The following is a 24,029-nucleotide window of genomic DNA, read 5'->3' on the forward strand; positions in this document are numbered from 1 at the left end:
AAAAACTGGGCCTTAGTAATCATTTCAAACTAGATTAGAACTTGATGTTCATACCAGCGAAGAAACGACGACCTAGTACATCGTATGTGTACGGGTCAGTGTTTGAGTCATTGTTACCTGAGTAGTAAGGTGCTTGCTTATCGAATAAGTTGTTAACACCTGCAGAGAATGACACTGTGTCGTTCAGGATGTATGAACCGCTGATGTCGTGGTATACAACAGTACCAACGCTTGGTACTAGACACTCGCTGTCGTCAGCAAGACATGCGTAGCTGTCTAGGCCGTCGATCATACGTGCTTGGTATTGTGCATCCCAGTTGTCGCCAGACGCGTTAAGAGTGAAGTTAGACTTAACTTTTGCGTAGCTACCGATACCTGAAGTTACAAGACCTGTGTAATCGATTGTGCTTGTGCCTGAATCAACGATGTACTCATCAAGGATAGTTACATCAAGACCTGTGCGCCAGTTAAGACCTGCAGCTTCAAATGCATACTTGAAGTTTACGTCGTAACCTTTAGTAGATTCATTACCAATGTTTTGTAATTGGTTGTTGAAGCTAATGCGACCAGTGCTTTGGTTGAAGTTGATTGCAGAAGACTGACATAGTGCAGTATCTTGGTTCTTGTATGCGCCAGTAGAAGCATCAAGACAATTTTCAACGATGTACTGGTTGTTTACGCTTGAAATTGAGTTTTCAATTTCGATTTCGTAGTAGTCAACAGTCATTGAGAAACCGTCGAACCATTCTGGAGCGTATACGAAACCAGCAGTTACTGTATCAGCAAGCTCTGGCGTTAATTGGTCGTTACCACCAACAGTTACTTCAGCTTGGTCTTGTGCACCAGGGAAGTTAACTTGTTCGAATGAAGGTGATTTACCTTGGTAAAGCTCAGATACTGTAGGAGCACGGAATGCAGTTGAACGAACAGCACGTAGCATTAGTTCGTCGTTTACACGCCAAGTTAGACCTAGTTTCCAAGTCTCATCTGAACCAAATGTGCTGTAATCGAATGCACGAACAGCAGCGCTTAAGTCAACCATTTGAGCAAATGGTGCGTCAGCTAGAAGTGGAACAGCGAATTCAACGTAAGCTTCGTTTACGTCAAAACGACCACCAGTTGGTTCAACACGTGGGTCATTTGCAAGACCTTGTGAAGTTAGTGAATCTGGAACGTACCACGCTTTTTCTTCACGACGCTCGATACCAGCAGCGAAACCAACGTAACCAGCAGGAAGTTCCATTACTTCACCGTTAAGGCCAGCAGAAAGAACTAATAATTGGCTACCACCTGAGTTGTTTTCAGTGTAGTTGTACTGTGCAAGGTTGCTACCTGACCAATCAGCTTGGTTAAGTGGGTTGAAAGTACCCTCTTCGATTGCGTCTTGGATTGAACCCATGTTAAGTAGGTTAGTTGCGCGGTCAACTGAGTCGTTACGACCGAATACTACTGAAGTATCCCAGCCCCAACCGTTGTCGAATGCACCGTCAAGACCGATTACTGCACGTACAGTGTCAACAACTTGCTCATAACCACGAGGACCAACATCAGTCATACGACGACCGTAAGAGATGTCTTCACCGTCAGCTACACCGTGAGAAAGAAGTGAGTCACCCATTGCGTCTGCATCGTAAGTGAAGTCAAACCATACTGGCTGTGGAGCCATTTGTTGAGTTGACCAACGCTTAGAGTAAGTGAACTCAGAAACTAAACGCGTTTCATCAGTTACGTCAAAGTGGCCGATACCTGTTAGGTTTAAACGACGCATTGGCGTGTAAAGGTAGCTTGTTGCTGAGTAGTTGTAAGCATCACCAGCTGAAGTGAAGTCGTGCCACTCGCCGTCTGCTTGACCTTGTAAGCTTGCATTTTCAGCCCAAACGTGACCGAAAGGCGTGTAAGAAGAACCACCACAGTAGAAGCTACCGTTTTCGTAATCTTCTTCGATTGGACAATCAGAGAAATCACGGTCTGCTTGAGAAGCATCACCACGGTCTGTGTATTGTAAACCAATTACAACGTTACCACGGTCAAAGCTTGAACCCATTGTGATATCGAAAGACGTTTCGTCTGCATCGCCTTCACCAGTGATAGCACCGTTAAGGTTCATGTCTAGACCTTCGAAGTCGTCTTTTAAGATGATGTTAACAACACCAGCTACCGCGTCAGTACCGTATACAGCAGATGCGCCGTCTTTAAGTACTTCAACTTGCTTGATCATTGATACTGGGATTGTGTTTAAGTCAACAGTAGATGCTGCGCCAGTACCAGAGTTGATCATACGACGACCATTTACTAGTACTAGAGTACGTTGTGCGCCTAAACCACGTAGGTCAACACGTGCGTTACCGCCTGAACCGTTGTTAACAGCAGGGTTAGTCATCGCACCGCTTGCTGCAGTCATTTTTTGTAGAACGCCATCGATGCTTGATGCACCCATTGCTTTGATGTCATCTGCACCAATTAAAGTTACAGGACTAGACGTCTCCATATCGGTACGCTTAATGCGAGAACCTGTAACTTGAATTTTTTCAATAGACTCTGCTGCATCATCAGCAGCTAAAACTTGCATGCTTGAGAACATTGGGATTGCTGAAACAACAGCTAAACCAAGAATTGATTTTTTCATGTGAAAACCCTACTTGTTGGAAATTTACCTTTAGTTAGGTAGCGCTCGTTATTATTAGAATCACGAGTCAGCGGAGGGCAACTTAGGCTCAGTTAACTGAACGAAAACTGAATGACAGGTTAAAGAAAAAACAACCCCAAAATAGCGTATCCATTTTGGGTAATAAGGTTTCACGATGTATCAATGTTAACAGAAAAAAACACCTTTATATCAGTAAGGTAACATTATTAAGTAGCAAAAAAAACACGATTGAAATCAATTGCACGCACTTTGTAATCAAGTGTAACTAAAGCCCTATTAGTGCTACAAATGAAATTTTTACAAGTTGATCACACAACGTTATAAAAACCGTAAAAGCTTGGTAAGACTGCTAACCATAGTTATTCACTTAAATTAACTAAATAGACAAAGTTAGCCCGTTAAACAGTGTATTAGAGGAAGAATTTTTGTTTTTGTTCCGTCAATTTGTAATACCGTATAAAGATACGGCTAATAAAGAACATTAAAGTAGAAAAAGATGACGTAGGAATGACGACAATCACAGCTTTTGAATAATCAAAAACTGTGATCAACAATAATAAAGGAAGATGTTATCGAGTTTGCAGTGAATCGAAATAATAAAGCAAGGTTTGTGGTTGATTGTCGCCAGTAGTATAAGTGAGCATCATTTTCCAGGTCATTACAGGCTCAGAGCATGCGCCAACCATAGTATCAGCAACCCAAACTTGCCCTTTCTGTTTAAACTGCAGCGGAATAAAACCCATATACATAGTTACACCTTCAAGTTTTGCAGAGAGGTTTTTAGCATCTTTCGGCAGCTTTAGGTTGATTGCAAAAGGCAACTCAGGGCTGACAGCTGGGTTGCTCAGCCAAACTTCTGCATTATTAGGGTAATAACAATGACTATTGTTCTCACAACTTGTACTTGTGCTGCCCTCTTCTATACTTTGGCTATCACATGCAGCTAAAAATACACTGAAAAGGAAAACGGGTAAAAAACTAGTTCGCACTCTATTTGCCTGTATAAAATAAAAGCGGATACTAGTGAGCTACCCGCGAAAAGACAACCATGCTAGATGGAATAAGCTAATAAAAATACAATCTCTGACAAAAAATAACCAACAAAGCGCTAAAATTTGATTGATGTCATAATTTTATGCAATTGACCTATCTTTTTAAGGTCAAAAATTTTATCATTTCCATCGCAAAAATAAGGGTTTCTCGAGTTTGTTTTCTGAAGCTAGCACCGCTAAGTTGGCTTTAGGTAACACGCTTGTGAAGTAATAGTAGGCCCCACTTTGAATAAAAGTGGGTAATTCATTTCTAAAACGCATTTATTGCAGCGGAAGCCAGAAAATGAGCCAAACAGTAGCATCACAAACTGAGTACAATTATAAAGTTGTACGCCAATTCGCTATTATGACAGTGATTTGGGGCATCGTTGGCATGAGTGTTGGGGTTCTGATTGCTGCCCAATTAGCTTGGCCAGCACTTAACTTTGATACACCATGGTTAACTTACTCTCGACTACGTCCGTTACACACGAACGCAGTAATTTTCGCATTTGGTACAAGTGCACTTTTTGCGACGTCTTATTACGTCGTACAACGTACATGTCAAACGCGCCTTTTCTCAGATAAACTAGCAGCCTTCACCTTCTGGGGTTGGCAACTTGTTATCGTACTAGCAGCGATTACCTTACCTTTAGGTATCACAAGCTCAAAAGAATACGCAGAACTTGAATGGCCAATCGATATTCTTATCGCCGTTGTTTGGGTAACTTACGCAGTTGTATTCTTTGGTACGTTAATCAAGCGTAAAGTATCGCACATCTATGTTGCGAACTGGTTCTACGCTGGTTTCATCATTACTGTTGCCGTTTTACACATTGTAAACAGCATGGCAATTCCTGTTTCACTAACTAAATCGTACTCTATCTACGCAGGTGCTGTAGATGCAATGGTTCAGTGGTGGTACGGTCACAACGCTGTTGGTTTCTTATTAACTGCTGGTTTCTTAGGTATGATGTACTACTTCGTACCAAAACAAGCAGGTCGCCCTGTTTATTCTTACCGTTTATCGGTAGTTCACTTCTGGGCTCTTGTTTCTTTATACATCTGGGCAGGTCCTCACCACCTACACTACACTGCGCTTCCAGACTGGACGCAAAGCTTAGGTATGGTTATGTCAGTTATCCTATTCGTTCCATCTTGGGGTGGTATGATCAACGGTATCATGACGTTATCAGGTGCATGGCATAAACTACGTACTGACCCAGTACTTCGTTTCTTAGTTGTTTCTCTATCTTTCTACGGTATGTCTACGTTCGAAGGCCCAATGATGGCTATTAAGTCAGTTAACGCGCTTTCTCACTACACTGACTGGACTGTAGGTCACGTACACTCAGGTGCACTAGGTTGGGTTGCAATGATTTCTATCGGTGCTATCTATCACCTAATCCCTGCACTATTCTCACAAGGCCGTATGTACAGTGTTAAACTAGTTAACACGCACTTCTGGTTACACACTGTTGGTGTTGTTCTATACATCGTAGCAATGTGGATCTCAGGTGTAATGCAAGGTCTAATGTGGCGTGCAGTAAACTCAGACGGTACGTTAATGTACAGCTTTGTACAGTCATTAGAAGCTTCGTATCCGTTCTATATCATGCGTTTCCTAGGCGGTGTATTCATCGTAACAGGTATGCTAATTATGGCTTACAACGTTTATCGTACTATTGCAGCGAAGAAAGATTCGCTTCAATTAGACGCTGACGCACAATTGGCATAATGGAGTAGCACGATGAGCAATAATAATTCACAAAACAAACACGAAATAGTCGAAAAGAACGTTGGCCTAATGGCTATCTTGACTGTCTTTGCAATCAGCTTTGGTGCGTTAGTTGAGATTACTCCACTAATGTTCCAAGACGATACGACTAAACCTGTTGATGGCTTACGCCCTCTTACAGCGTTAGAAATGGAAGGTCGTGATATCTACGTGCGTGAAGGTTGTTACAACTGTCACTCACAAATGATTCGTCCTTTCCGTGACGAGGTTGAGCGTTACGGTCACTACTCTGTAGCTGGTGAGTCAGTATGGGATCACCCATTCCAATGGGGTTCTAAGCGTACTGGTCCTGACCTAGCTCGTGTTGGTGAGCGTTACTCAGACGATTGGCACCATGCTCACTTAATGGACCCACGTGCTGTGGTTCCTGAGTCAAACATGCCAGCGTTTCCTTGGTTAGACGAAAACAGAGTCGATACGACCCATACACTTAAAAAGCTTCAAGTATTCCGTGATAGCTTCGGAATCGACAAAGCAAGCGACCGTTACGACGGTAAAGGTTACGGAAGCGACGAAGAGCTAAAAGCTGACATTGCGAAAATCGAAGCCATGAACAATGGTGAAGGCGCAACTGAAATGCAAGCTCTAATCGCTTACTTACAACAGCTTGGCACACACTTGAAGTAATTATTATGGATTACGGAACATACAGAGGCATTTTGACTCTGGTAATTTTAGTACTGTTTATTGTGATTGTTGTATGGGCATACAGCAAGCGTAGCAAAAGCCGATTTGATAACGCTGCTAATGCCATATTTGAAGATGAAAAAAAACACAACAACACAATCTCTAACGAGGAAAAGGAGTCTGAGAAATGACTAGCTTTTGGAGTATATGGGTTATCGTATTAACCCTAGCGTGTCTTGCTATCATCTTCGGCCTACTTCTGTGGAACTTAAAAAACTACACAGGTGTTAAAGAAGGCGAAAGCTGTGGTCACGAGTTTGACGGCATTGAAGAACTAAACAACCCACTACCAAAATGGTGGACTTACATGTTCTTCGCGACATTCATTTGGTCTGTATACTACCTAGCTGCTTACCCAGGTTTAGGTAACTGGGAAGGTTTAGGTAAATGGACAAGTTCTAACCAAGGTATTACTTCTTTAGCTGAGTCTAAAGAAGCGACTGAACAAGCATTAGCTAACGGTGAGAACGTTCAATTAGACCAAGAATTTATCGCTGCTGATGAGCGTTTTGGCCCAATCTTTGAGTCATTCGCAAAACAAGATATTGAAACACTAGTTAAAGATGAAAAAGCGCTTGAGATTGGTCAACGTTTATTCTCACAAAACTGTGCACAATGTCATGGTTCAGATGCACGTGGTGGTCAAGGCTTCCCTAACCTAACGGATAACGATTGGTTATACGGCGGTACACCAGACAAGATCAAAGAAACACTTCTTTACGGTCGTGTTGCTGCGATGCCACCTTGGGGTGATGCACTTGGCGAGCAAGGCATTAAAGAAATGACTGCTCACGTACTTAGCCTTTCAGGCCGTACTGTTAACCAAAAAGACGCTGCTGCAGGTGCTGCTAAGTTTGCAATGTGTGCTGCGTGTCACGGTGCTGACGGTAAAGGTTCAGTTGCACACAATTTACCATTTGGTGCACCTAACCTAACAGATAACATCTGGTTATACGGTGGTTCTAAACGTGCTGTTGAAGAAACACTAATCAATGGCCGCGCCGGTGTAATGCCAGCATGGAAAGACATTTTAGGTGAAGATAAAGTTCACTTATTAACAGCGTACGTGTACAGCTTATCGCAAGATAAATAACCACGCGGTTAATAAAATGTATAAACAATTAATCTTTTAATTCAATAGATTAATTAAGATCAAAAAAGCCTCCATCTGGAGGCTTTTTTTTAGTCTTTTGCTTTTAAATCCGATAAAATGCGTACAACGTTTTTAAAGGTATAAGTACTATGAAACCCACTCCTTGGTATAAAAACTTTTGGCCATGGTTTTTAATCTCTTTTCCTCTTGCAGCCATCATCGGCTGTGCTGGTCTTATTTATATGGCGATTGGCAACGGCCCAGATATGGTTGTTGATGATTACTATAAAAAAGGCAAAGCAATTAACCTTGAACTCAGCAAATTTAATAAAGCAAAAGCACTTTATTTACATGGCGATTTAAATGTTGCAGGCGACAAAGTAACTTTCACTTTCACCAAGGGTGATGCAAGTAATGTTCATTCTTTAAAAATGTCATTTTATCATCGCACCATTAAAGCCAATGACTTTGATGTAAGCCTAATGAAAAACGCCCATGGCGATTTTACCGCCCTACTCGACACCCATGTTGACGGTGCATACACAGTGTTTATTGAACCAATCGATAACAGTTGGAAACTTAAAGAAGATGTAATTCTACCAACTGAAAAAACGATTTCGATTAGCCCTGAATATAAGTAGTAAACTCTAATGTCCGATAATTGCTTTCATTGTCTTGAAAGTGTGCCAAAAGGCTTTAATGCGACTGTCGAAATAGACGGTAAGGCACAACCTATGTGTTGTATTGGTTGCCAAACGGTTGCTGAGAATATCGTCGCCCAAGGCATGACCGATTACTATAAATTTAGAACTGTACGCTCTGGTAAAGTTGAACAACTTGTTCCAGAGCAACTCGAGTTGATTAAAAGTTACGATAACGAAGATATTCAAGACGAGTTTATTTCAGCCACTAATGATTTATCAGAAGTGCTATTAACGGTTGAAGGCATCACCTGTGCTGCCTGTGCTTGGTTAATCGAAAAACAACTACTTAACTTAAAAGCAATCAAACGTGTTGATGTAAATACTTCGACTAACCGTGCCATGATCCAATGGGATAAATCGGTTACACCGCTTAGCCAAATTATCACCTCATTACACGAAATCGGCTATAAAGCCTACCCGTTTCAGGCAGACCTTGAAGCGAGCCAAAAACAGCAAGCCGCAAAAGCCTACATTCGCCGTTTAGGGGTTGCCGGTCTGATGACCATGCAAGTAATGATGTTTGCTTTTGCTATGTATTTTGGCATGTTCTCTGGCATGGAAGAGAACTTCGAGCAGTATTTCCGCTGGATAAGCTTAGTGCTTGCTTCTCCAGTTATTCTTTACAGTGCCCTGCCATTCTTAACCAATGCCATTAATGGTTTAAAAGCCAAACAGCTGAATATGGACTTACCCGTCTCATTAGCTATTTTTGGTGCTTATGGGGCAAGCTGTTATGCCACATTAATGTCGGTTGGCGAAGTTTATTTTGAATCTATCTGTATGTTTACCTTCTTATTATTATTAGGTAAATATTTAGAATTTAGAGCCCGTTTAAAAGCCAGTGAATTTACCGCTAACTTGCAAAAGTTACTGCCACTTACAGCTCGTATTATTGATGAAAATAATCAAGAATCGATAATTGCCGCTAAAAAACTAAAACTGGGTGATGTTGTATTAATCAAAGCAGGCGAGACAATTCCTGCTGATGGTATTGTTACCAAAGGTCAAACAACCGTTGATGAAGCCATGATGACTGGCGAGCATCAACCCGTTAATAAGTTTGTCAGCCATCAAGTTTACGCAGGAACGATTAACCATGATGGTGTGATCAGTATTGAGATCAACAAAATCGGTCAAAATACCCTGCTTAATCAAATTATTAAGTTACAACACACAGCGTTAACCAAGCGCCCGCGATTAGTTGAGATAACAGATAAAGTAGCGCAGTGGTTTGTTGCCTGTTTATTAGTGTTTGCCTCAATAACAGCAATTGGTTGGTATCAAATAGACCCCGAGCATGCCTTTTGGGTTACTATTTCTGTACTTGTTGCAACCTGCCCTTGTGCGCTTAGTTTAGCAATTCCAACCGCTCTCACGTGCGCTGTAGCCAGCCTTACGAAGCGTGGAATTTTAATTAAACAAGCCCATGTGTTAGAAACGCTACCACAATTAACAGATATCGCTTTTGATAAAACAGGTACTTTAACGCAAGGTCGCTTTACCATTGAACGCGTTGAACTTGTTAACACCCAATACAGTGAAGCTGATGCATTACGCTTAGCAGCGCAACTTGAAAGTTTCTCTGAGCACCCTATTGCTAATGCATTCGCTGGTTTCAACGACACAGTGAACCCTATTGAAAATGTGACTATCGAACCGGGTAAAGGCATTACCGCTTTACTCAATGATCAGCACCTTGCGATAGGTAAAAGCGGTTGGTTTGATACCGAAAAAGCAGATGCTCAAGCAACCTTGTATATCGATAAACAAGTCGTTGCGCGCTTTTACCTAGCCGACAGCTTACGTAATAACGCAGAAAAATTGATTACTACACTGCACTTGCAACAAATTAAGTGCCATATGTTAACGGGCGATGCCTCTAACAGTGGTGAGCGAATTGCAAAACAGCTCAATTTAGATACCGTGCATGCTGCATGTAGCCCTCGTGATAAACAAACCCATGTTGAAGCACTTGCAAGTAAAGGTGCCATTGTTGCTATGGTGGGTGATGGCGTGAATGACAGCCCAGTATTTGCCAGTGCCCATTTATCTATTGCGATGGAAACCGGCGCTGATATTTCCAAAAATAGTGCCGATGTGGTATTACTCAATAGTGATCTAATGGCCATAGAGCATTTGCTTACTGTCTCGAAAAAGACGCGCCGTATTGTTAAGCAAAACTTGGCATTATCACTTATTTACAATGGTTCGATTTTACCATTGGCAGCCCTTGGGCTCGTTGCTCCTTGGATGGCTGTAATTGGTATGTCTGCAAGCTCCATTTTGGTTATTACCAACTCATTAAGGTTATTAAAACTATGAGTATCATCTACATGCTTATCCCAATTGCCATTTTATTTGTGCTAATTGCCATTGGGGTATTCTTTTGGGCTGTAAAAAGCGAACAATTTTCTGATTTAAACAAACAGGGCCACAGTATCCTGTTCGAAGACGATAAAGAGCAGCACAACAAAAGTAATGATTGATCCGCTGTTTATTAGTGCATTTATAATGGGCTTGTTAGGCAGTGGTCATTGCCTTGCTATGTGTGGTGGCATTGCCAGTAGTTTACAACTTGCCGCCAACAAAAACCGTGCAGTGAGCTTTTCGGTTGCTTATAACCTAGGCCGCGCACTAAGTTATATGCTTGCCGGTGCTCTTGTAGCAGGAATTAGTAGTCGCTTTGCAGCGCAAAATACTTCTATATCGATAGCGTTGTCGTTTTTGAGTGGTATTTTTATGCTCCTTGTTGGGGTTTACATTATGCGTTTAGCGGCAACTCTTCAGTGGCTAGAAAAACTTGGCAAAACCCTAGTATGGCAGCATTTAGCTAAACTTAATCGTTATTTATTACCGGTCGATACTACCCCTAAAGCCCTACTCTATGGCGCTTTATGGGGCTGGTTGCCCTGTGGATTAGTTTATTCAGCACTAACCTGGGCACTGACTAGCCCATCAGCATCACATGGTGCAGGTGTGATGTTATTTTTCGCGTTAGGCACCTTTCCTGCCATGATAAGCGTAGGACTCGTCAGCCAGAAAATAAACACTATTTTCAACCATGTTTGGACTAGGGTTATTCTAGGAAGCGTAATAATATGGTACGGTATATACTTATTAATTATAGCAACCGATAAGCTAATTCATTAATCTTACGGGTTGTTAACTTATTTGAATGGATTTGATGTATGGACTTCTCACAAAACAAGTCAAAAGGCTTATGCACAATTAGCTGTAATAATTGCAGTATCAGCCAGCTATGTTTGCCATTTTCATTAAACGGTCAAGAAATGGATCGTCTCGATGAAATCATCGAACGTAAGAAACCACTGCATAAAGGTGATTATTTATTTGAGTCTGGCGAAAGCTTAAATGCCATTTATGCGGTACGCTCTGGCTCGTTTAAGTCTTATACTTTGTCAGAACAAGGTGATGAACAAATTACTGGTTTTCATCTAGCTGGTGATTTGGTTGGTTTCGATGCTATTAACAAAATGGCTCATCAAAGCTTCTCACAAGCCCTTGAAACTTCAATGGTATGTGAAATTCCATTCGATACTCTAGACGAATTAGCGGGTAAACTACCTAAGCTACGCCAACAAATTATGCGTTTAATGAGTAATGAAATTAACTATGACCAAGAAATGTTATTGTTACTCAATAAGAAGTCAGCAGAAGAGCGTCTAGCCAGTTTTATTTATAATCTTGCAGAGCGTTTTGGTGAACGTGGTTTCTCACGTAAAGAATTCCGTTTAACCATGACACGTGGTGAAATCGGTAATTATTTAGGCCTTACTGTTGAAACAATTAGCCGCCTTTTAAGCCGCTTCCAAAAAGCTGGTTTTATTAAGGTTGAAGGTAAATTTATCACCATTTTGGACCAGCAAGCGCTTGCAGCAACAGCAGCGATTAAATGTAAATAGAGTTTGATTTAACGCAACTTTATATGGTTTGCCCCTTTAACTGTTCTAAATTTAGGTTACACTCAAAGTACTACTTTTTGCGGAACAGTTAAGGAGCAGCACATGGACGCAATTAAACGAATTTTAGCAGTTATAGACCCAACCAAAGAGCAGCAGCATAGTTTAAGCCGCTCAATTGATCTAGCCAAAAAATCTGGCGCGACCATTACCGCTTTCCTCAGTATCTACGACTTCTCTTATGAAATGACCACAATGCTTTCTGCTGATGAGCGTGAAGCAATGCGCGAAGCCGTAATAAAAGACCGCCAAGAATGGTTAAATGAACAAATTGCCCTTTACCCAGAGCTTACCATTGATAGCTGTGTGGTTTGGCATAACCGCCCTTACGAAGCCATAATCAATACCGTGATCAACGATGGTTTTGACCTTGTTGTCAAAGGCACTCATCAACACGATACACTTAAGTCTGTTATTTTCACGCCAACTGACTGGCACCTCATTCGTAAGTGCCCTGCTCCAGTTTTACTTGTTAAAGAGAAAGAGTGGCCGGCAAAAGGCAATATTTTAGCTGCTGTGAACGCAGTGAGTGAGAATGAACAACACCTTGAACTTAATAAGCGTATTATCAATGACGCTCGTTTCATTTGTGACTTGGCCAACGCAACGCTTAACTTAGTTAATGCCTACCCAGCAACTCCAGTTAATATCGCTATTGAAATCCCTGAATTCAACCCAGGTGTTTATAACGAATCAGTTAAAAAACATCACTTTGAATCAACGCTTTCATTAGCTGAAGGGTTTGATATTGATAAAGCTCATTGCCACATTGAAGAAGGCTTACCAGAAGATGTTATTCCTGATGTGGCTTCACGCCTCAACAGCGAATTAGTAGTGATAGGTACAGTTGGACGTACTGGCTTAAGTGCAGCGCTTGTCGGTAACACAGCAGAGCATGTTATTGATAGCCTTGACTGCGATGTTTTAGCACTAAAACCAGACGGCTATGTGAGCCCACTTGCTAAATAACCTTTTAAATATGCATTAAAAAAGCCCCAGTTTGGGGCTTTTTTCTTTTTATATATTTGTTACATCAATAAATAATGATTCATCAATGTTTGTTGATGAGACCACCGCCTCGCTAAAGTCATAGCTTTCACGATTGCCTTCTCTATCAAGTGGTAAATTTTCAAAATCAAATAAGTTTCTGTCTGCAAGCTGGCTTGGGCTAACATTTTGTAAAGACTTAAAGATACTCTCAACACGACCTGGAGTTTTCTTATCCCACTCTGTAAGCATCGCTTTGATTGATTGACGCTGCAGGTTTTCTTGTGAGCCACATAAATTACAAGGAATAATTGGGAAGTCTTTGTGCTCAGCGTATTTAATTAAGTCTTTTTCACGGCAATATGACAACGGACGGATTACCACGTTACGTTCATCATCAGAGCGCAATTTTGGTGGCATCGCTTTTAGTCGTGAACCATGGAACATATTTAAGAACATTGTCTCAACGATATCATCCATGTGATGACCAAGTGCTAGTTTGGTTGCACCAATTTTTTCTGCAAATGAATAAAGTGTGCCGCGACGAAGTCGTGAACAAAGACCACAGGTTGTTTTGCCCTCTGGTACTTTTTCTTTTACTACTGAGTAAGTATCTTTATCAACGATGTAATACGGAATATTTAGCGTTTCAAAGTAATCAGGCAAAATGTGCTCAGGAAAACCAGGTTGCTTCTGATCAAGGTTTACTGCAATTACTTCAAATTTAATCGGCGCTGCTTTTTGTAAATTAAGCAAAATATCTAGCATTGCAAAAGAATCTTTACCACCACTGATACATGCCATAACAACATCACCGTCTTCAATCATATTGTAATCAGTAATTGCGTTACCAACATGCCTTCTTAGACGCTTTTGAAGTTTATTAAATTCAAGAGTTTCTTTTCTAGTATCAGTTTGATTCATTTGCTCTGCTCATACAGGCTTTTGTAAGCCATGTTTCATAGTAAAAAGTTCGGCGTGGATTATACGGACTTTTTGAGCCAGTTGAAATGATTAGCATGGGATAATTAAAGCGCTTCACTCGTAGAGATACCACGTAAAGCACAGCGCTTTGGGAATAGACTCAAAAGTTTATGAATTTATAGGCTGAATGCTCTAATTTTCTGACCTCTGTAAACTAACTGCTGATTTATTTTACTGTGCATTTGTAACGAGAAGCTGTACAAGCAAGGTCAGGCCAATCATCTCTGCCCCAACAGTATTTATCATTTCTAAGAGGTTTTAGATGCCAAACTACTGGCTTGCCCTTTTTATCTAAGCGAGTTTCATTTTCAAGCTGCACACGGATTAAATTTTTCTCTGCTGAGAGAATATTATAAACGAAGGTTTTTCTCGCTTCAGACGCGGAAATATAGCCCTGCTCATCATAAGAGATTTCTAATGTTTTATTTTTAAACGTTATGGTATGAAAATTAGCTTCACAAACTCGGCTATTTGTAGACTGCCATGAGCCTTGCAACTTAGTTTGCATTTCTTGGTTGATAGGTGAATGACTGCTACAAGCTGAACATAGCAGTAAAATAACAAAAATAGGCGCTGAAGTTTTCATTAAGATGCTTTTAAGTCCCTGAAAAAGTAAGGTTTAGCATATCGAGAATCGTAAAAATGTCCAGCTATACGCTTAATAAAAAACAAAGGGCACATGAGCCCTGTGCCCTTTGTTAACGTTAAGCGCTTTTAGTTTTAGCTTTTTTATTCTTTGCCATTCGTTTAGCACGTTTTATTGCCGACTTTTTCGACGCATTTTTCTGCGCTATTTTTAACACTTTGGCCTCTTTTAATTGCTTTTTAGCTGCTTTCAAGCGCTTTTTAGCATTTTCGGCTAGGTTCTCTGCTTCACTGGCACACTCTACAGCTGCTTGTGCTTTTAGTGCTGCATCTTTTGCGATTTCAGAGGTTCTAGCCACTTCTTTTTTACTCTTTTCGAGAATTTTTTCGAGCTTAGCAAGACGCTTCTCAAATACTGACTGTGAATTTTGCATAGTATTTTCCTTTACTTACGTGCAGACATGCGGGTAGGTTCGGTGACAATAAGCGGGTCGAGACGATTCACAATTTCGTGATCTTTTTCTGGATAATCCAAACAGCTTAAGAAATGACGCATACAGTTGATACGCCCGCGCTTTTTATCATCAGAGCGAATTTGTGTCCAAGGTGCATCCTTAGTATGGGTATGAAACATCATGGCATCTTTGGCATCACTGTAATCATGCCATTTAGCCAGTGATGCCATATCAACTGGGCTTAGCTTCCATTGTTTGAGCGGGTCATTTTGGCGCGATTTAAAGCGTCTAAATTGCTCTTCTCTGCTGACCGAAAACCAATATTTAAATAGCTTAATACCGCTATTCACCAACATACGTTCAAGTTGAGGTGTTTGACGCATAAACTCTAAATATTCGTGATCATCACAAAACCCCATTACCTTCTCAACACCGGCTCGGTTATACCAAGAACGGTCAAATAATATAATTTCACCCTTTGTAGGTAGGTGGTTAATGTAACGCTGAAAGTACCATTGATCACGCTCTCTTGCAGATGGTTTTTCTAAAGCCACTACGTGCGCCCCACGAGGGTTTAAATGCTCCATAAAGCGCTTAATAGTGCCACCTTTACCCGCCGCATCTCGACCTTCAAATAAAATCACAATTTGCTGGTTGGTCTCTTTTACCCAGCCTTGCATTTTTAAAAGCTCGATTTGCAGTTCGTGTTTATGGCGCTCGTATTCAACTACGTCCATTTTGCGTTTATATGGGTATTTACCGTCAGCATTCCTCTTTAAGCTTGGGTTTTTAACATTTAGATCAAAAACCACATCCTGCTTCGCATTGGCTTCGGCTAATTTCAGTTGTTTAACTGATACAGGTTCGACATTGACTGTCTGCATAACGACTCCTTTTAAACTATAACTACCTATATTGAGATCTTTATAGTTTTACTTTAAGCCAGTTATTGCTAAGTAACTTGATCTAAATCTATATTTTCAATTCTTGAAAAATCATTTAAAAATAGAAGGTTAGCACTTAATAATTAAGTGAAAATAAGGATGCTAAAATAAAATTAAACCTTTTATCTATAGCAAGAAACAATCAGTAAAGACTCATATCTTCATACTGTTTTCAGATCTAAAAACACGCTAATTCTTAAATGCACAGCAATACAAATAGTTAGAAAAGATATGAATTAAAGGGAATAATGTAGATAAAATAAACAGTCAAAGTAACTGCTCTGCTTACGATGAATTTCAGATTTTGATGCTAAACCAAAATACCGAGGCAACTCTTTAAAAAAAGAGACATAAGAACTATCTGCTTCACAACGAAAAAAGGACCTAATAAGGTCCCTTTTGTCGATGTTTAAACGCTTTTACCAATATATGGTCGCTATTTAACAATCCACGGTGTGGCACTGATAAGCTCAGCATGACTGCTAAGCACTGTGTTATCGTCTTGCCAGTCGTCTGTTACTTTTATTGAACAACGCTGCTCTTTACAGCTAACGTCATTTGCCGAAATAGCATCTTGGCCGTTAAATTTAAGTACAACACCTTGTTGTTCAGGCAGTAAAAACCACATTAATTTGCTAACAAAAAAGCCTGACAAATCAGATAAAAGCTCGTCAAATTCTTCATTTAACGTATATAAGTTCGCTTTACTGAGTTCAAAATCAGCCAGATCCGTTGCTTCAATTTGTAACTTTAACTGGCATTCATGTTTTGGATTTTCTGGTTGAACAACTATTACGGCTTTATCAGTATCTAGTTGCTTATCGAATGGTAAAAGTAGTTGAGCCTTATCTGTATAAGTTAGGTCAAACTCTTGTTTTTCTGTAATTATTTTACCTGATTTAATTGTGCATACTTCGTTGCTAGCAATATCAGACAAATAAAAGTTAACTTGAGCGTATTGAAACTCGCCTTTATTAACAACTTTCAAACGATCGTAAAAGCCATCATAGGCAACAACAAATTCTGTTGCAGCGGCCTTTGAAGCAACTGCACCTAGCGCAACCGCGATGGTTGCTGCTTTTAACCATGGAAGGAGTTTATTCATCAAAGTAAGCTCTGTTTTGATTTATCATTTTATTCAATTCTTCAATGTACGCTTCACGTCGTTCAGAGTAAGACAGTAAACCTTGTGTTAGCTTAGTTGCATCAATTGGCTTTTGCTGGCGACGTAAATCAGCACGAATTGATCTTAAATCTTTATACGCCGCATGGGTATTAATATTTTTAAAATAAGAGTTTACAGCAGCACGTACCGATTGAAATGCAGCCACTTCGTGAGCTGCTTCGTTGGCACGGCGACGAGGAACCATGCCACAGCCTTTTTTATAACACCACTGGCCGAAAAAGTTTAAGCCAATACGTGCAAAGCGTGACGTACCCCATGCTGACTCATTAGCTGCTTGCATAAGCGCAAGCTCTTTAGGAATAATATCAACACGACGAAGTGCCTGGGTAAGCGATAAAGTATCTATGGTGGTAGGCAACTTGTAGCTATTCAGTATTTTTTTAATATCTGATTGCTGTTTGCTACTTAGTGGCTCATTGTACTCCAGCATCATGCGCGCGATTTCTAAAGTCGCACGCTGCTGTAGAATCTTTTTATTTTCGGCCTCAACATGAGGGCGAATAAAATCAAAAAATGCATGTTTCTTTTCTTTCACATCAGTAAAAGCTGCAAAATCTGGCAGTTTCACATTATGTAATGGCTTTTCTTTTTTGATTACGCGCTGGGTCCCTTTTGGCGTTGTCTGCGATTGTTCAGACCCACTTTCTACTACTTCTTTATCTACAAATGGCGATAACAACGCCCATGCAAAAAAAGCAGCAAGTAAAGCTCGAAAAACGTAATTAAGCATGTATTCTCTCATATAAACTACTACTCATGTGCGGTAACGTCACGCACACACAAAGGCGAAGTATACCAAAACCGTCTATTTTTGGCGAATTTGCCCTAAGGAAATTACCTAAACCTTTACCAAAATAGCGTGATTTAGCGCCAATTTACTCGCAATTTTCAAGCGCTTGCGTATACTGAAAAGCAAGCAAACGAGAAAAAGGTAGGTTATTTTTATGTGCCAATCTTGGCAAGCTCGCATTATTGATCAGCAAAAATATCGTCCAAACGATAACCGCTCAGCTTGGCAAGTTGACCGCTCTCGAATCATCCACGCCGCAGCCTTTAGGAGGTTGCAGGCTAAAACCCAAATTATGGGTATTGGCTTAAATGATTTTTATAGAACCCGTCTGACCCATTCTTTAGAAGTTGCTCAAATTGGCAGTGGTTTATTACGTCATCTAAAAAAGCAGCACCCTGAATTTACGAATTTTCCGAGCGGTAGCCTACTCGAGACCCTATGTCTTGCTCATGATATTGGCCACCCTCCTTTTGGTCATGGTGGTGAAATAGCATTAAATTACATGATGCGCGAGCATGGTGGCTTTGAAGGTAACGCCCAAACATTAAGAATTGTGTCTAAGCTTGAGCCCTATTCTAATGGCTATGGCATGAACTTAACCAGACGCACCTTATTAGGCTTTATTAAATATCCAGCCTTTATTGATGATTTGTGGCACAGCATTCCACCTTTGAGTGAGCAACGTAGTTTTATTAAAGCTGACCATTGGCGACCAGCCAAAGGCTTATATAAAGACGATAAAGATGTTTTCGATTGGATCATTGAGCCACTGTCGAATAACGATAAAGCGCTGCTGAGTAGTCATTATAAGGTTGATGAGTTTAGAGCTAAAACCCATTACAAATCGATAGACTCAGCAATTATGGAATTAGCCGACGATATTGCTTATGCCGTTCACGATTTAGAAGATGCCATAGCTACAGAGGTTTTAACGCTGGCTGATTGGCAAAACCACGCCCTTGTACAATTACAAGAGCTCGATTCAGCGTGGCTAACTACCCATTTAAGCTCGATAACCGCCAGACTCTTTTCTCATCACGAGTATGAGCGTAAAGACGCTATTGGTGAGTTGGTTAACACCTTTATTATTAACGCTCAGTTAGTTGTACAAAACGCAGATTTCGAATCAGAAATACTGCAATACACAGTAAGCCTACCGGATGAATTTGCCGAAATTCTTAACGTGCTAAAACATTTTGTTTTTAAACGTTTAATTCGCGAGCCAAAGATGCAGCAAGTTGAATTTAAAGGGCAAAACCTGCTGATTGAGCTATTTAGTGCTTTTGCCAGCGACCCAATGCGCTTATTACCGGAAACAACCCAAGAAATGTGGCTAAATGCGCATCAGCAAGGTGATAATGCAATGCGCATAATATGTGACTACTTATCTGGGATGAGTGATGAATATGCTTATAAAACCTATCAGCGCTTGTTTTTGCCATCTGCTTAAGTAATTTTTGAACAGTAGTTAAAATTGTTCTAAAATCAAACAGGTTATAGTAATAACAATCTCACCCCTTGAATGCATTTTATTTAACATGGATTGAAATAATGCTCAAAAAATACCTGCTTATTATTGCTGCTGTAGCAAGCTCATTTGCTTGCTATGGTGCAGAATCACTTCCTGATCCGCTTCTTGAAGAACGCGGCATAATCATAAAAGATGCCACTCATTTCGATTGGGTACGGCTGAATTCGGGCGAATGGCTCAAAGGCGAGCTGGTCTCCATGTACGATAAAGAAATCGAGTTCGACAGTGATGTGCTCGACACCTTGATTATTGATCGCGAAGATGTCTACATGATTATCTCAGATCGTCACCATACCGTTCGCTTTAACGATGGTAATGAGCTAAGCGGCACATTAAATATCTCTGGTGGTTATGTAAAAGTTGGCGAACAAGAAGCTAAATACCGTTATCGCGATTTGGTCTCTATTGCTCCTTCAGTTGAAAGCGAACTCAGTGCATGGACAGTGAAAATATCTCTAGGTGCCGATATATCAAAAGGTAATACTGACCAAACAGAGTATTCGGCTCGTGCAGATATCAAGCGCCGTACGGCGTCTAGCCGTTTCCTCGCTGAGTTTTTAGGTTATCGCACCACCAGCGATGAGCAAGTCACTAAAAACAACATTCGCGCTAACGGTACCTTCGACTGGTTTCAGACCCAAAAAATGTATTACCGCCCTATCTTCTTTGAGTACTACCGTGATCCGTTTCAAAATATCGCTAACAAGTACACAGTGGGTGCCGGTGTTGGTTACTATGTAATGGATACCGATAAAACAGAATGGGATTTTTCAACAGGCCCTGCTTATCAAAAAACTGAGTTTGATACTGTCGCTACGGGTGAAGAAAAATCAAATTCATCTTGGTCATATTTTGTCGGCACTAATTACGAGCTAGAGGTCACCAAGAAAATTGATTTTACCTTTAATTATCGCTACCTAACTGCAAACAGTGATGCAGGTGGTGACTCTCAATATGCGATGGCTGCGTTTGAGTTTGAGATCACTGATGATATTGATTTTGATATGTCATTAGTATGGGACTATTTAGCTGACCCGATTGCCGATGAAAACGGTGTAGTACCAGAAAAAGAAGATTACAAAATGATTTTCGCGCTGGGTATCGATTTATAAACATCTCAATCAATCGATATAAAAACGCCGAGCTTAGCTCGGCGTTTTCATTTTAGTTAATAAATATCTTATAGCGATTTAACACCCATGTTATATAGGGTAAAGCCATAAATATCAGCGTATTGATCAATGATCTTACTTGTTGGTGTTCCTGCACCATGACCTGCATTTGTTTCAATGCGAATAAGATACGGATTTTGTTTCGCACCTTTTTCTTGTAGCTCGGCTGCAAACTTAAATGAATGCGCAGGCACAACACGGTCATCATGATCCCCTGTTGTTACTAAGGTTGCTGGGTAGCTAACACCCTCTTTTACATTGTGAACTGGTGAATAGCCTTTTAAGTACTCGAACATTTCTTTACTTTGTTCACTCGTACCGTAGTCATACGCCCAACCAGCACCCGCTGTAAAAGTGTGGTAACGCAGCATATCTAAAACACCTACAGCAGGAAGCGCAACTTTAAATAGCTCAGGGCGCTGTGTCATAACCGCACCTACTAATAAGCCACCATTTGAGCCACCACGTACCGCTAGGTAATCAGGTGAGCTGTATTGTTTTTCGTTTAAGTACTCAGCCGCAGCAATAAAGTCATCAAATACATTTTGTTTCTTAAGCTGTGTACCATTTACATGCCATTCTTTACCGTATTCGCCACCACCACGAATATTAGCAACAGCATATACACCACCGTGCTCAAGCCATGCCGCAATTGTAGGGCTGTAGCTTGGTGTTAGGCTCACGTTAAAGCCACCATAACCATATAAAATAGTCGGATTTTTACCGTTAAGTTCGGTGCCCTTTTTGTACGAAATTATCATCGGAACTTTGGTGCCATCTTTTGATGTATAGAACACTTGTTCAGAGATATATTCTTCGCTATTAAATTTAGCGCCCGACTTGCGGTACACATCAGACTTACCTGATTCAACATCAAACGAATAGGTATTGCCTGGTGTAGTGTAATTAGTAAATGAGTAATACAGCGTTTGTGCATCGTGCTTACCGCTAAAGCCATATGCAGTACCCACACCTGGCAGGCTGATATCACGCACCAATTTGCCTGATTTATCGTATTGTTTTACTTGTGAAATCGCATCAACCATATACTTAGCAAAGAAGTAGTCACCACCTTTTGAAAGGCTAAGCACATTGTCAGTTTCTGGGATTAAATCTTGCCAATTTTCAGGGCTTGGATCAGCTGCATCAACAGTTACAACACGTTTATTTGGCGCGTTTAAGTTAGTCACTAAATACAGTTTCGAGCCGTCATTATCAATAATTGAGGTATCTGAGTCAGTGTTATCTAAAATAGTCACTAGCTCGCTGTCAGGCTTAGTTAAATCTTTGATAAACAGTTTATTACCTGAAGTTGAAGTACTTGCAGCAATTATTAAATAACGATTATCACGGGTTACATCAGCACCAATATAACGATGTTTCTGAGCCTCTGTGCCACCATAAACTAATTGGTCATCTGCTTGTGCCGTGCCTAACTTATGGTAGTAAACTTTATGTTGATCTGTTTTTGCAGACAGCTCACTACCCTTTGGCTTATCGTAGCTCGAATAATAGAATCCTTCGTTGCCAAGCCAAGAAATACCGCTGAATTTTACATCGACTAATGCTTCTTCAATTGGTTGTTTAGTCGCTGTATCAATAATGATAATTTTACGCCAGTCACTGCCGCCTTCAGAGATTTGATAGGCCGCTAGCGTGCCGTCCTCTGTGAATGTTAAGCCCGACATTGAGGTTGTGCCGTCGCTACTGAAAGTATTTGGATCTAAGAACACCTCAGCTTCTGAGTCACCTTTTTTACGATAAACTACATACTGATTTTGCAGACCATCGTTTTTATAAAAGTAGGTGTAGTCACCCTCTTTAAATGGCGCTGTGACTTTTTCGTAGTTCATCAACTTTTCAAGCGTAGTTTTTAGCTCATCGCGATACGGAATATTTTTTAGATAAGAAAAGGTAACGTCATTTTCGGCTTTAACCCACTGGGCTGTTTCGTCGCTCATATCGTCTTCTAACCAACGATACGGATCGGCTACTTTCTCACCGAAGTATTCATCAACAACATTGCCTTTTTTAGTTTCTGGATAATTCACAGCAGCTTTAACCTCTGCAGTTTTTACTGTTTGTTCTGTTTTTGTTGGGGTAGATTCACCGCAGCCCGCCAATGCAACAACAATTGCACATGCTAGTGTTTTCTTGATCATAATAAATTTACTTTTAGTTATTGTTAATAAAATGAAAGTAAAATTAAAGCACTAGAATGTCTAGTAATTTGCGGTTAAACACAGGAAGTGCTGTAAACCAATGTAAAAACAAAAAAGCCACGTAGTAACGTGGCTCTTCAAAGCATGTATTTGCTCAGCGATTATACTTTTGTTAACCAGCCATGAGTATCTGCTGATTTGCCCCATTGAATATCGTTCAATGCTTGGCGTAATTTAGCAACTTTCTCACCTGGTTCACCCGACCCCACTTTAAACTCTTGGTCGTTATGAATAAGTGTGCCAACCGAGGTCAGTACCGCAGCGGTACCTGATAACGCAGCTTCAGTACCTGGTTTAGCGGCTCTTTCTAGTAACTCAGACACAGTAAAGTTACGCTCAGATACTGTCATACCTAAATCTTTCGCAATCGTTAAAATACTATTACGCGTCACACCGTGTAGGAATGTGCTATCAAGTGCTTTTGTGATGATTTCATCACCATCAATTAGAATGAAGTTTGCAGCACCCGTTTCTTGTACATCACCACCAGGGCAGAATAAAATTTGGTCTGCTTGATGCTCTGAGCGAGCTTCTAAGATTGGACCTAATGCACTTGCATAGTTACCACCACTTTTAACCATACCCATGTGTGGTGCACAGCGCATGCCGTCTTCTTCAAGTAATACACGTAATGCTGTAGCACCGCCTGAGAAATAATCACCTACTGGCGAAAGCAATACGTAAAGCAAGGAACTCATTGACGGCGCAGCCGCTTTACCAATTGCCGCTTCTGTACCAATGTGAGTTGGGCGAATATACATTGAACCCGGCGGTGTTGGTGTTTCGTCTGCGTACTCTTTTACAATGTCTTTGATCATTTGCTCAAGCATGCTTTCGTCAAAGTCAGGTAAGTTTAGTAACTTAGAGCTTTGTTTCATACGAGCAATGTTAGCATCCATACGAAAGATATAGACCGAGCCATCTTCGTGACGAAATGCTTTTAATCCTTCAAAACAGGTGCTTGAGTAATGTAATACGTGAGCACCCGCATGTAATTCGATTTTATCAGATGGGACCAGCGCGCTTTCACTCCATGAGTTATCAGCAAAACGTGCTTGGATCATTTGTGGCATAAATACAGTACCAAATGCGGCCATTGTTGTTCTCTCTTGTTTGGACTACTTTTACCCCATTGTATGCTAATCCATCCCCGTTTAACCATAGCAAACTAGTGCCTTTTATCGATTAAAGTGATAATAATCCGACCATTTGGTACAAAAAATGCGCAACCCA

General features: G+C 40.6%; 21 protein-coding genes and 1 pseudogene. 12 read left to right on the forward strand and 10 right to left on the reverse strand.

Going from position 1 to position 24,029, the window contains the following annotated elements; genetic code table 11:
- Positions 1–34: 34 nt before the first annotated feature.
- Positions 35–2,626 (reverse strand): TonB-dependent receptor plug domain-containing protein, encoded by a 2,592-nt coding sequence (locus WA256_RS12335; RefSeq protein WP_055021040.1) that lies wholly within the window; start codon positions 2,624–2,626, stop codon positions 35–37.
- 590 nt (positions 2,627–3,216) lie between these two features.
- Positions 3,217–3,636: a hypothetical protein gene (locus tag WA256_RS12340; RefSeq protein ID WP_063529357.1), complete on the reverse strand. Its 420-nt coding sequence runs from the start codon at positions 3,634–3,636 to the stop codon at positions 3,217–3,219.
- Between the two features lie 346 nt (positions 3,637–3,982).
- On the opposite strand from WA256_RS12340, the gene ccoN reads away from it, so the two are divergent.
- From ccoN to uspE, 10 genes are all read left to right on the forward strand, one after another.
- Positions 3,983–5,416, forward strand: a complete 1,434-nt coding sequence (gene ccoN, locus WA256_RS12345; protein ID WP_036967883.1) for a cytochrome-c oxidase, cbb3-type subunit I — start codon at positions 3,983–3,985, stop codon at positions 5,414–5,416.
- A 12-nt stretch (positions 5,417–5,428) separates the two neighbouring features.
- Positions 5,429–6,103 carry a cytochrome-c oxidase, cbb3-type subunit II gene (gene ccoO / locus WA256_RS12350; RefSeq protein WP_054561332.1) on the forward strand — a complete coding sequence of 225 codons (675 nt, stop codon included), beginning with the start codon at positions 5,429–5,431 and terminating at the stop codon, positions 6,101–6,103.
- Positions 6,104–6,108: 5 nt separating this feature from the next.
- Positions 6,109–6,294 carry a cbb3-type cytochrome oxidase subunit 3 gene (locus WA256_RS12355; RefSeq protein ID WP_054561331.1) on the forward strand — a complete coding sequence of 62 codons (186 nt, stop codon included), beginning with the start codon at positions 6,109–6,111 and terminating at the stop codon, positions 6,292–6,294.
- Positions 6,291–7,256: a cytochrome-c oxidase, cbb3-type subunit III gene (ccoP, locus tag WA256_RS12360; protein ID WP_054561330.1), complete on the forward strand. Its 966-nt coding sequence runs from the start codon at positions 6,291–6,293 to the stop codon at positions 7,254–7,256. The genes WA256_RS12355 and ccoP overlap by 4 nt, the downstream gene beginning before the upstream one ends.
- A gap of 149 nt (positions 7,257–7,405) precedes the next feature.
- Positions 7,406–7,897 (forward strand): FixH family protein, encoded by a 492-nt coding sequence (locus WA256_RS12365; RefSeq protein WP_062565225.1) that lies wholly within the window; start codon positions 7,406–7,408, stop codon positions 7,895–7,897.
- Between the two features lie 9 nt (positions 7,898–7,906).
- On the forward strand, positions 7,907–10,282 hold the full coding sequence (locus tag WA256_RS12370; protein WP_335991852.1) for a heavy metal translocating P-type ATPase: 2,376 nt from the start codon (positions 7,907–7,909) through the stop codon (positions 10,280–10,282).
- The gene (gene ccoS / locus WA256_RS12375) at positions 10,279–10,446 is read left to right on the forward strand and encodes a cbb3-type cytochrome oxidase assembly protein CcoS (RefSeq protein ID WP_054553052.1); all 168 of its coding nucleotides are present in this window, start codon (positions 10,279–10,281) and stop codon (positions 10,444–10,446) included. The genes WA256_RS12370 and ccoS overlap by 4 nt, the downstream gene beginning before the upstream one ends.
- A complete protein-coding gene (locus WA256_RS12380) occupies positions 10,439–11,110 on the forward strand; it encodes a sulfite exporter TauE/SafE family protein (protein ID WP_054561327.1) in 672 nt (223 codons plus the stop codon). The genes ccoS and WA256_RS12380 overlap by 8 nt, the downstream gene beginning before the upstream one ends.
- Before the next feature lie 38 nt (positions 11,111–11,148).
- The gene (locus WA256_RS12385) at positions 11,149–11,883 is read left to right on the forward strand and encodes an FNR family transcription factor (RefSeq protein ID WP_054553050.1); all 735 of its coding nucleotides are present in this window, start codon (positions 11,149–11,151) and stop codon (positions 11,881–11,883) included.
- A gap of 102 nt (positions 11,884–11,985) precedes the next feature.
- Complete coding sequence (uspE, locus tag WA256_RS12390; protein WP_054561326.1) at positions 11,986–12,909, forward strand: universal stress protein UspE; 924 nt, start codon at positions 11,986–11,988, stop codon at positions 12,907–12,909.
- A gap of 48 nt (positions 12,910–12,957) precedes the next feature.
- Here the strand turns inward: uspE and ttcA are convergent, their stop codons facing one another.
- The 6 genes from ttcA to WA256_RS12420 all read right to left on the reverse strand — a co-directional run bounded on the left by ttcA (position 12,958) and on the right by WA256_RS12420 (position 17,811).
- A complete protein-coding gene (gene ttcA, locus WA256_RS12395) occupies positions 12,958–13,851 on the reverse strand; it encodes a tRNA 2-thiocytidine(32) synthetase TtcA (RefSeq protein ID WP_054561325.1) in 894 nt (297 codons plus the stop codon).
- Between the two features lie 226 nt (positions 13,852–14,077).
- On the reverse strand, positions 14,078–14,497 hold the full coding sequence (locus WA256_RS12400; protein WP_138519626.1) for a hypothetical protein: 420 nt from the start codon (positions 14,495–14,497) through the stop codon (positions 14,078–14,080).
- 118 nt (positions 14,498–14,615) lie between these two features.
- A complete protein-coding gene (locus WA256_RS12405; RefSeq protein ID WP_130166468.1) occupies positions 14,616–14,930 on the reverse strand; it encodes a hypothetical protein in 315 nt (104 codons plus the stop codon).
- 11 nt (positions 14,931–14,941) lie between these two features.
- Positions 14,942–15,835 (reverse strand): polyphosphate kinase 2, encoded by an 894-nt coding sequence (gene ppk2, locus WA256_RS12410; RefSeq protein WP_335991865.1) that lies wholly within the window; start codon positions 15,833–15,835, stop codon positions 14,942–14,944.
- 496 nt (positions 15,836–16,331) lie between these two features.
- The gene (locus tag WA256_RS12415) at positions 16,332–17,000 is read right to left on the reverse strand and encodes a DUF2987 domain-containing protein (RefSeq protein ID WP_054561320.1); all 669 of its coding nucleotides are present in this window, start codon (positions 16,998–17,000) and stop codon (positions 16,332–16,334) included.
- The gene (locus WA256_RS12420; RefSeq protein ID WP_058584850.1) at positions 16,993–17,811 is read right to left on the reverse strand and encodes a glucosaminidase domain-containing protein; all 819 of its coding nucleotides are present in this window, start codon (positions 17,809–17,811) and stop codon (positions 16,993–16,995) included. Before WA256_RS12420 ends, WA256_RS12415 begins: the two co-directional genes overlap by 8 nt.
- 214 nt (positions 17,812–18,025) lie before the next feature.
- Here WA256_RS12420 and WA256_RS12425 point away from each other — a divergent pair, with 214 nt between their 5' ends.
- Entirely contained in the window at positions 18,026–19,321 is a 1,296-nt protein-coding gene (locus tag WA256_RS12425; protein WP_055021046.1) for an anti-phage deoxyguanosine triphosphatase, read from the forward strand.
- 101 nt (positions 19,322–19,422) lie between these two features.
- Positions 19,423–20,514 (forward strand): DUF481 domain-containing protein, encoded by a 1,092-nt coding sequence (locus WA256_RS12430; protein ID WP_130166470.1) that lies wholly within the window; start codon positions 19,423–19,425, stop codon positions 20,512–20,514.
- Between the two features lie 68 nt (positions 20,515–20,582).
- Here WA256_RS12430 and WA256_RS12435 read toward each other — a convergent pair whose 3' ends face one another.
- Together WA256_RS12435 and WA256_RS12440 are read right to left on the reverse strand one after the other, a co-directional pair.
- Positions 20,583–22,736 carry a prolyl oligopeptidase family serine peptidase gene (locus WA256_RS12435; protein ID WP_130166471.1) on the reverse strand — a complete coding sequence of 718 codons (2,154 nt, stop codon included), beginning with the start codon at positions 22,734–22,736 and terminating at the stop codon, positions 20,583–20,585.
- A 161-nt stretch (positions 22,737–22,897) separates the two neighbouring features.
- A pseudogene (locus tag WA256_RS12440) lies at positions 22,898–23,899 on the reverse strand (branched-chain amino acid aminotransferase); the annotation flags it as partial.
- Between the last annotated feature and the right edge of the window lie 130 nt (positions 23,900–24,029).

It is taken from the genome of Pseudoalteromonas sp. CH_XMU1449-3, assembly GCF_037027245.1.
Taxonomy (GTDB): domain Bacteria; phylum Pseudomonadota; class Gammaproteobacteria; order Enterobacterales; family Alteromonadaceae; genus Pseudoalteromonas; species Pseudoalteromonas shioyasakiensis.

Excerpts from the sequence above, each read along its gene's own strand:
- uspE (WP_054561326.1), top strand. The coding sequence starts at position 11,986 with ATGGACGCAATTAAACGAATTTTAGCAGTTATAGACCCAACCAAAGAG.
- WA256_RS12365 (WP_062565225.1), top strand. The coding sequence starts at position 7,406 with ATGAAACCCACTCCTTGGTATAAAAACTTTTGGCCATGGTTTTTAATC.
- WA256_RS12380 (WP_054561327.1), top strand. The coding sequence starts at position 10,439 with ATGATTGATCCGCTGTTTATTAGTGCATTTATAATGGGCTTGTTAGGC.
- WA256_RS12355 (WP_054561331.1), top strand. The coding sequence starts at position 6,109 with ATGGATTACGGAACATACAGAGGCATTTTGACTCTGGTAATTTTAGTA.
- WA256_RS12400 (WP_138519626.1), bottom strand. The coding sequence starts at position 14,497 with ATGAAAACTTCAGCGCCTATTTTTGTTATTTTACTGCTATGTTCAGCT.
- ccoN (WP_036967883.1), top strand. The coding sequence starts at position 3,983 with ATGAGCCAAACAGTAGCATCACAAACTGAGTACAATTATAAAGTTGTA.
- ccoO (WP_054561332.1), top strand. The coding sequence starts at position 5,429 with ATGAGCAATAATAATTCACAAAACAAACACGAAATAGTCGAAAAGAAC.
- WA256_RS12405 (WP_130166468.1), bottom strand. The coding sequence starts at position 14,930 with ATGCAAAATTCACAGTCAGTATTTGAGAAGCGTCTTGCTAAGCTCGAA.
- ccoP (WP_054561330.1), top strand. The coding sequence starts at position 6,291 with ATGACTAGCTTTTGGAGTATATGGGTTATCGTATTAACCCTAGCGTGT.
- ttcA (WP_054561325.1), bottom strand. The coding sequence starts at position 13,851 with ATGAATCAAACTGATACTAGAAAAGAAACTCTTGAATTTAATAAACTT.
- WA256_RS12370 (WP_335991852.1), top strand. The coding sequence starts at position 7,907 with ATGTCCGATAATTGCTTTCATTGTCTTGAAAGTGTGCCAAAAGGCTTT.
- WA256_RS12425 (WP_055021046.1), top strand. The coding sequence starts at position 18,026 with ATGTGCCAATCTTGGCAAGCTCGCATTATTGATCAGCAAAAATATCGT.
- WA256_RS12430 (WP_130166470.1), top strand. The coding sequence starts at position 19,423 with ATGCTCAAAAAATACCTGCTTATTATTGCTGCTGTAGCAAGCTCATTT.
- ppk2 (WP_335991865.1), bottom strand. The coding sequence starts at position 15,835 with ATGCAGACAGTCAATGTCGAACCTGTATCAGTTAAACAACTGAAATTA.
- WA256_RS12335 (WP_055021040.1), bottom strand. The coding sequence starts at position 2,626 with ATGAAAAAATCAATTCTTGGTTTAGCTGTTGTTTCAGCAATCCCAATG.
- WA256_RS12385 (WP_054553050.1), top strand. The coding sequence starts at position 11,149 with ATGGACTTCTCACAAAACAAGTCAAAAGGCTTATGCACAATTAGCTGT.
- WA256_RS12435 (WP_130166471.1), bottom strand. The coding sequence starts at position 22,736 with ATGATCAAGAAAACACTAGCATGTGCAATTGTTGTTGCATTGGCGGGC.
- WA256_RS12420 (WP_058584850.1), bottom strand. The coding sequence starts at position 17,811 with ATGCTTAATTACGTTTTTCGAGCTTTACTTGCTGCTTTTTTTGCATGG.
- ccoS (WP_054553052.1), top strand. The coding sequence starts at position 10,279 with ATGAGTATCATCTACATGCTTATCCCAATTGCCATTTTATTTGTGCTA.
- WA256_RS12415 (WP_054561320.1), bottom strand. The coding sequence starts at position 17,000 with ATGAATAAACTCCTTCCATGGTTAAAAGCAGCAACCATCGCGGTTGCG.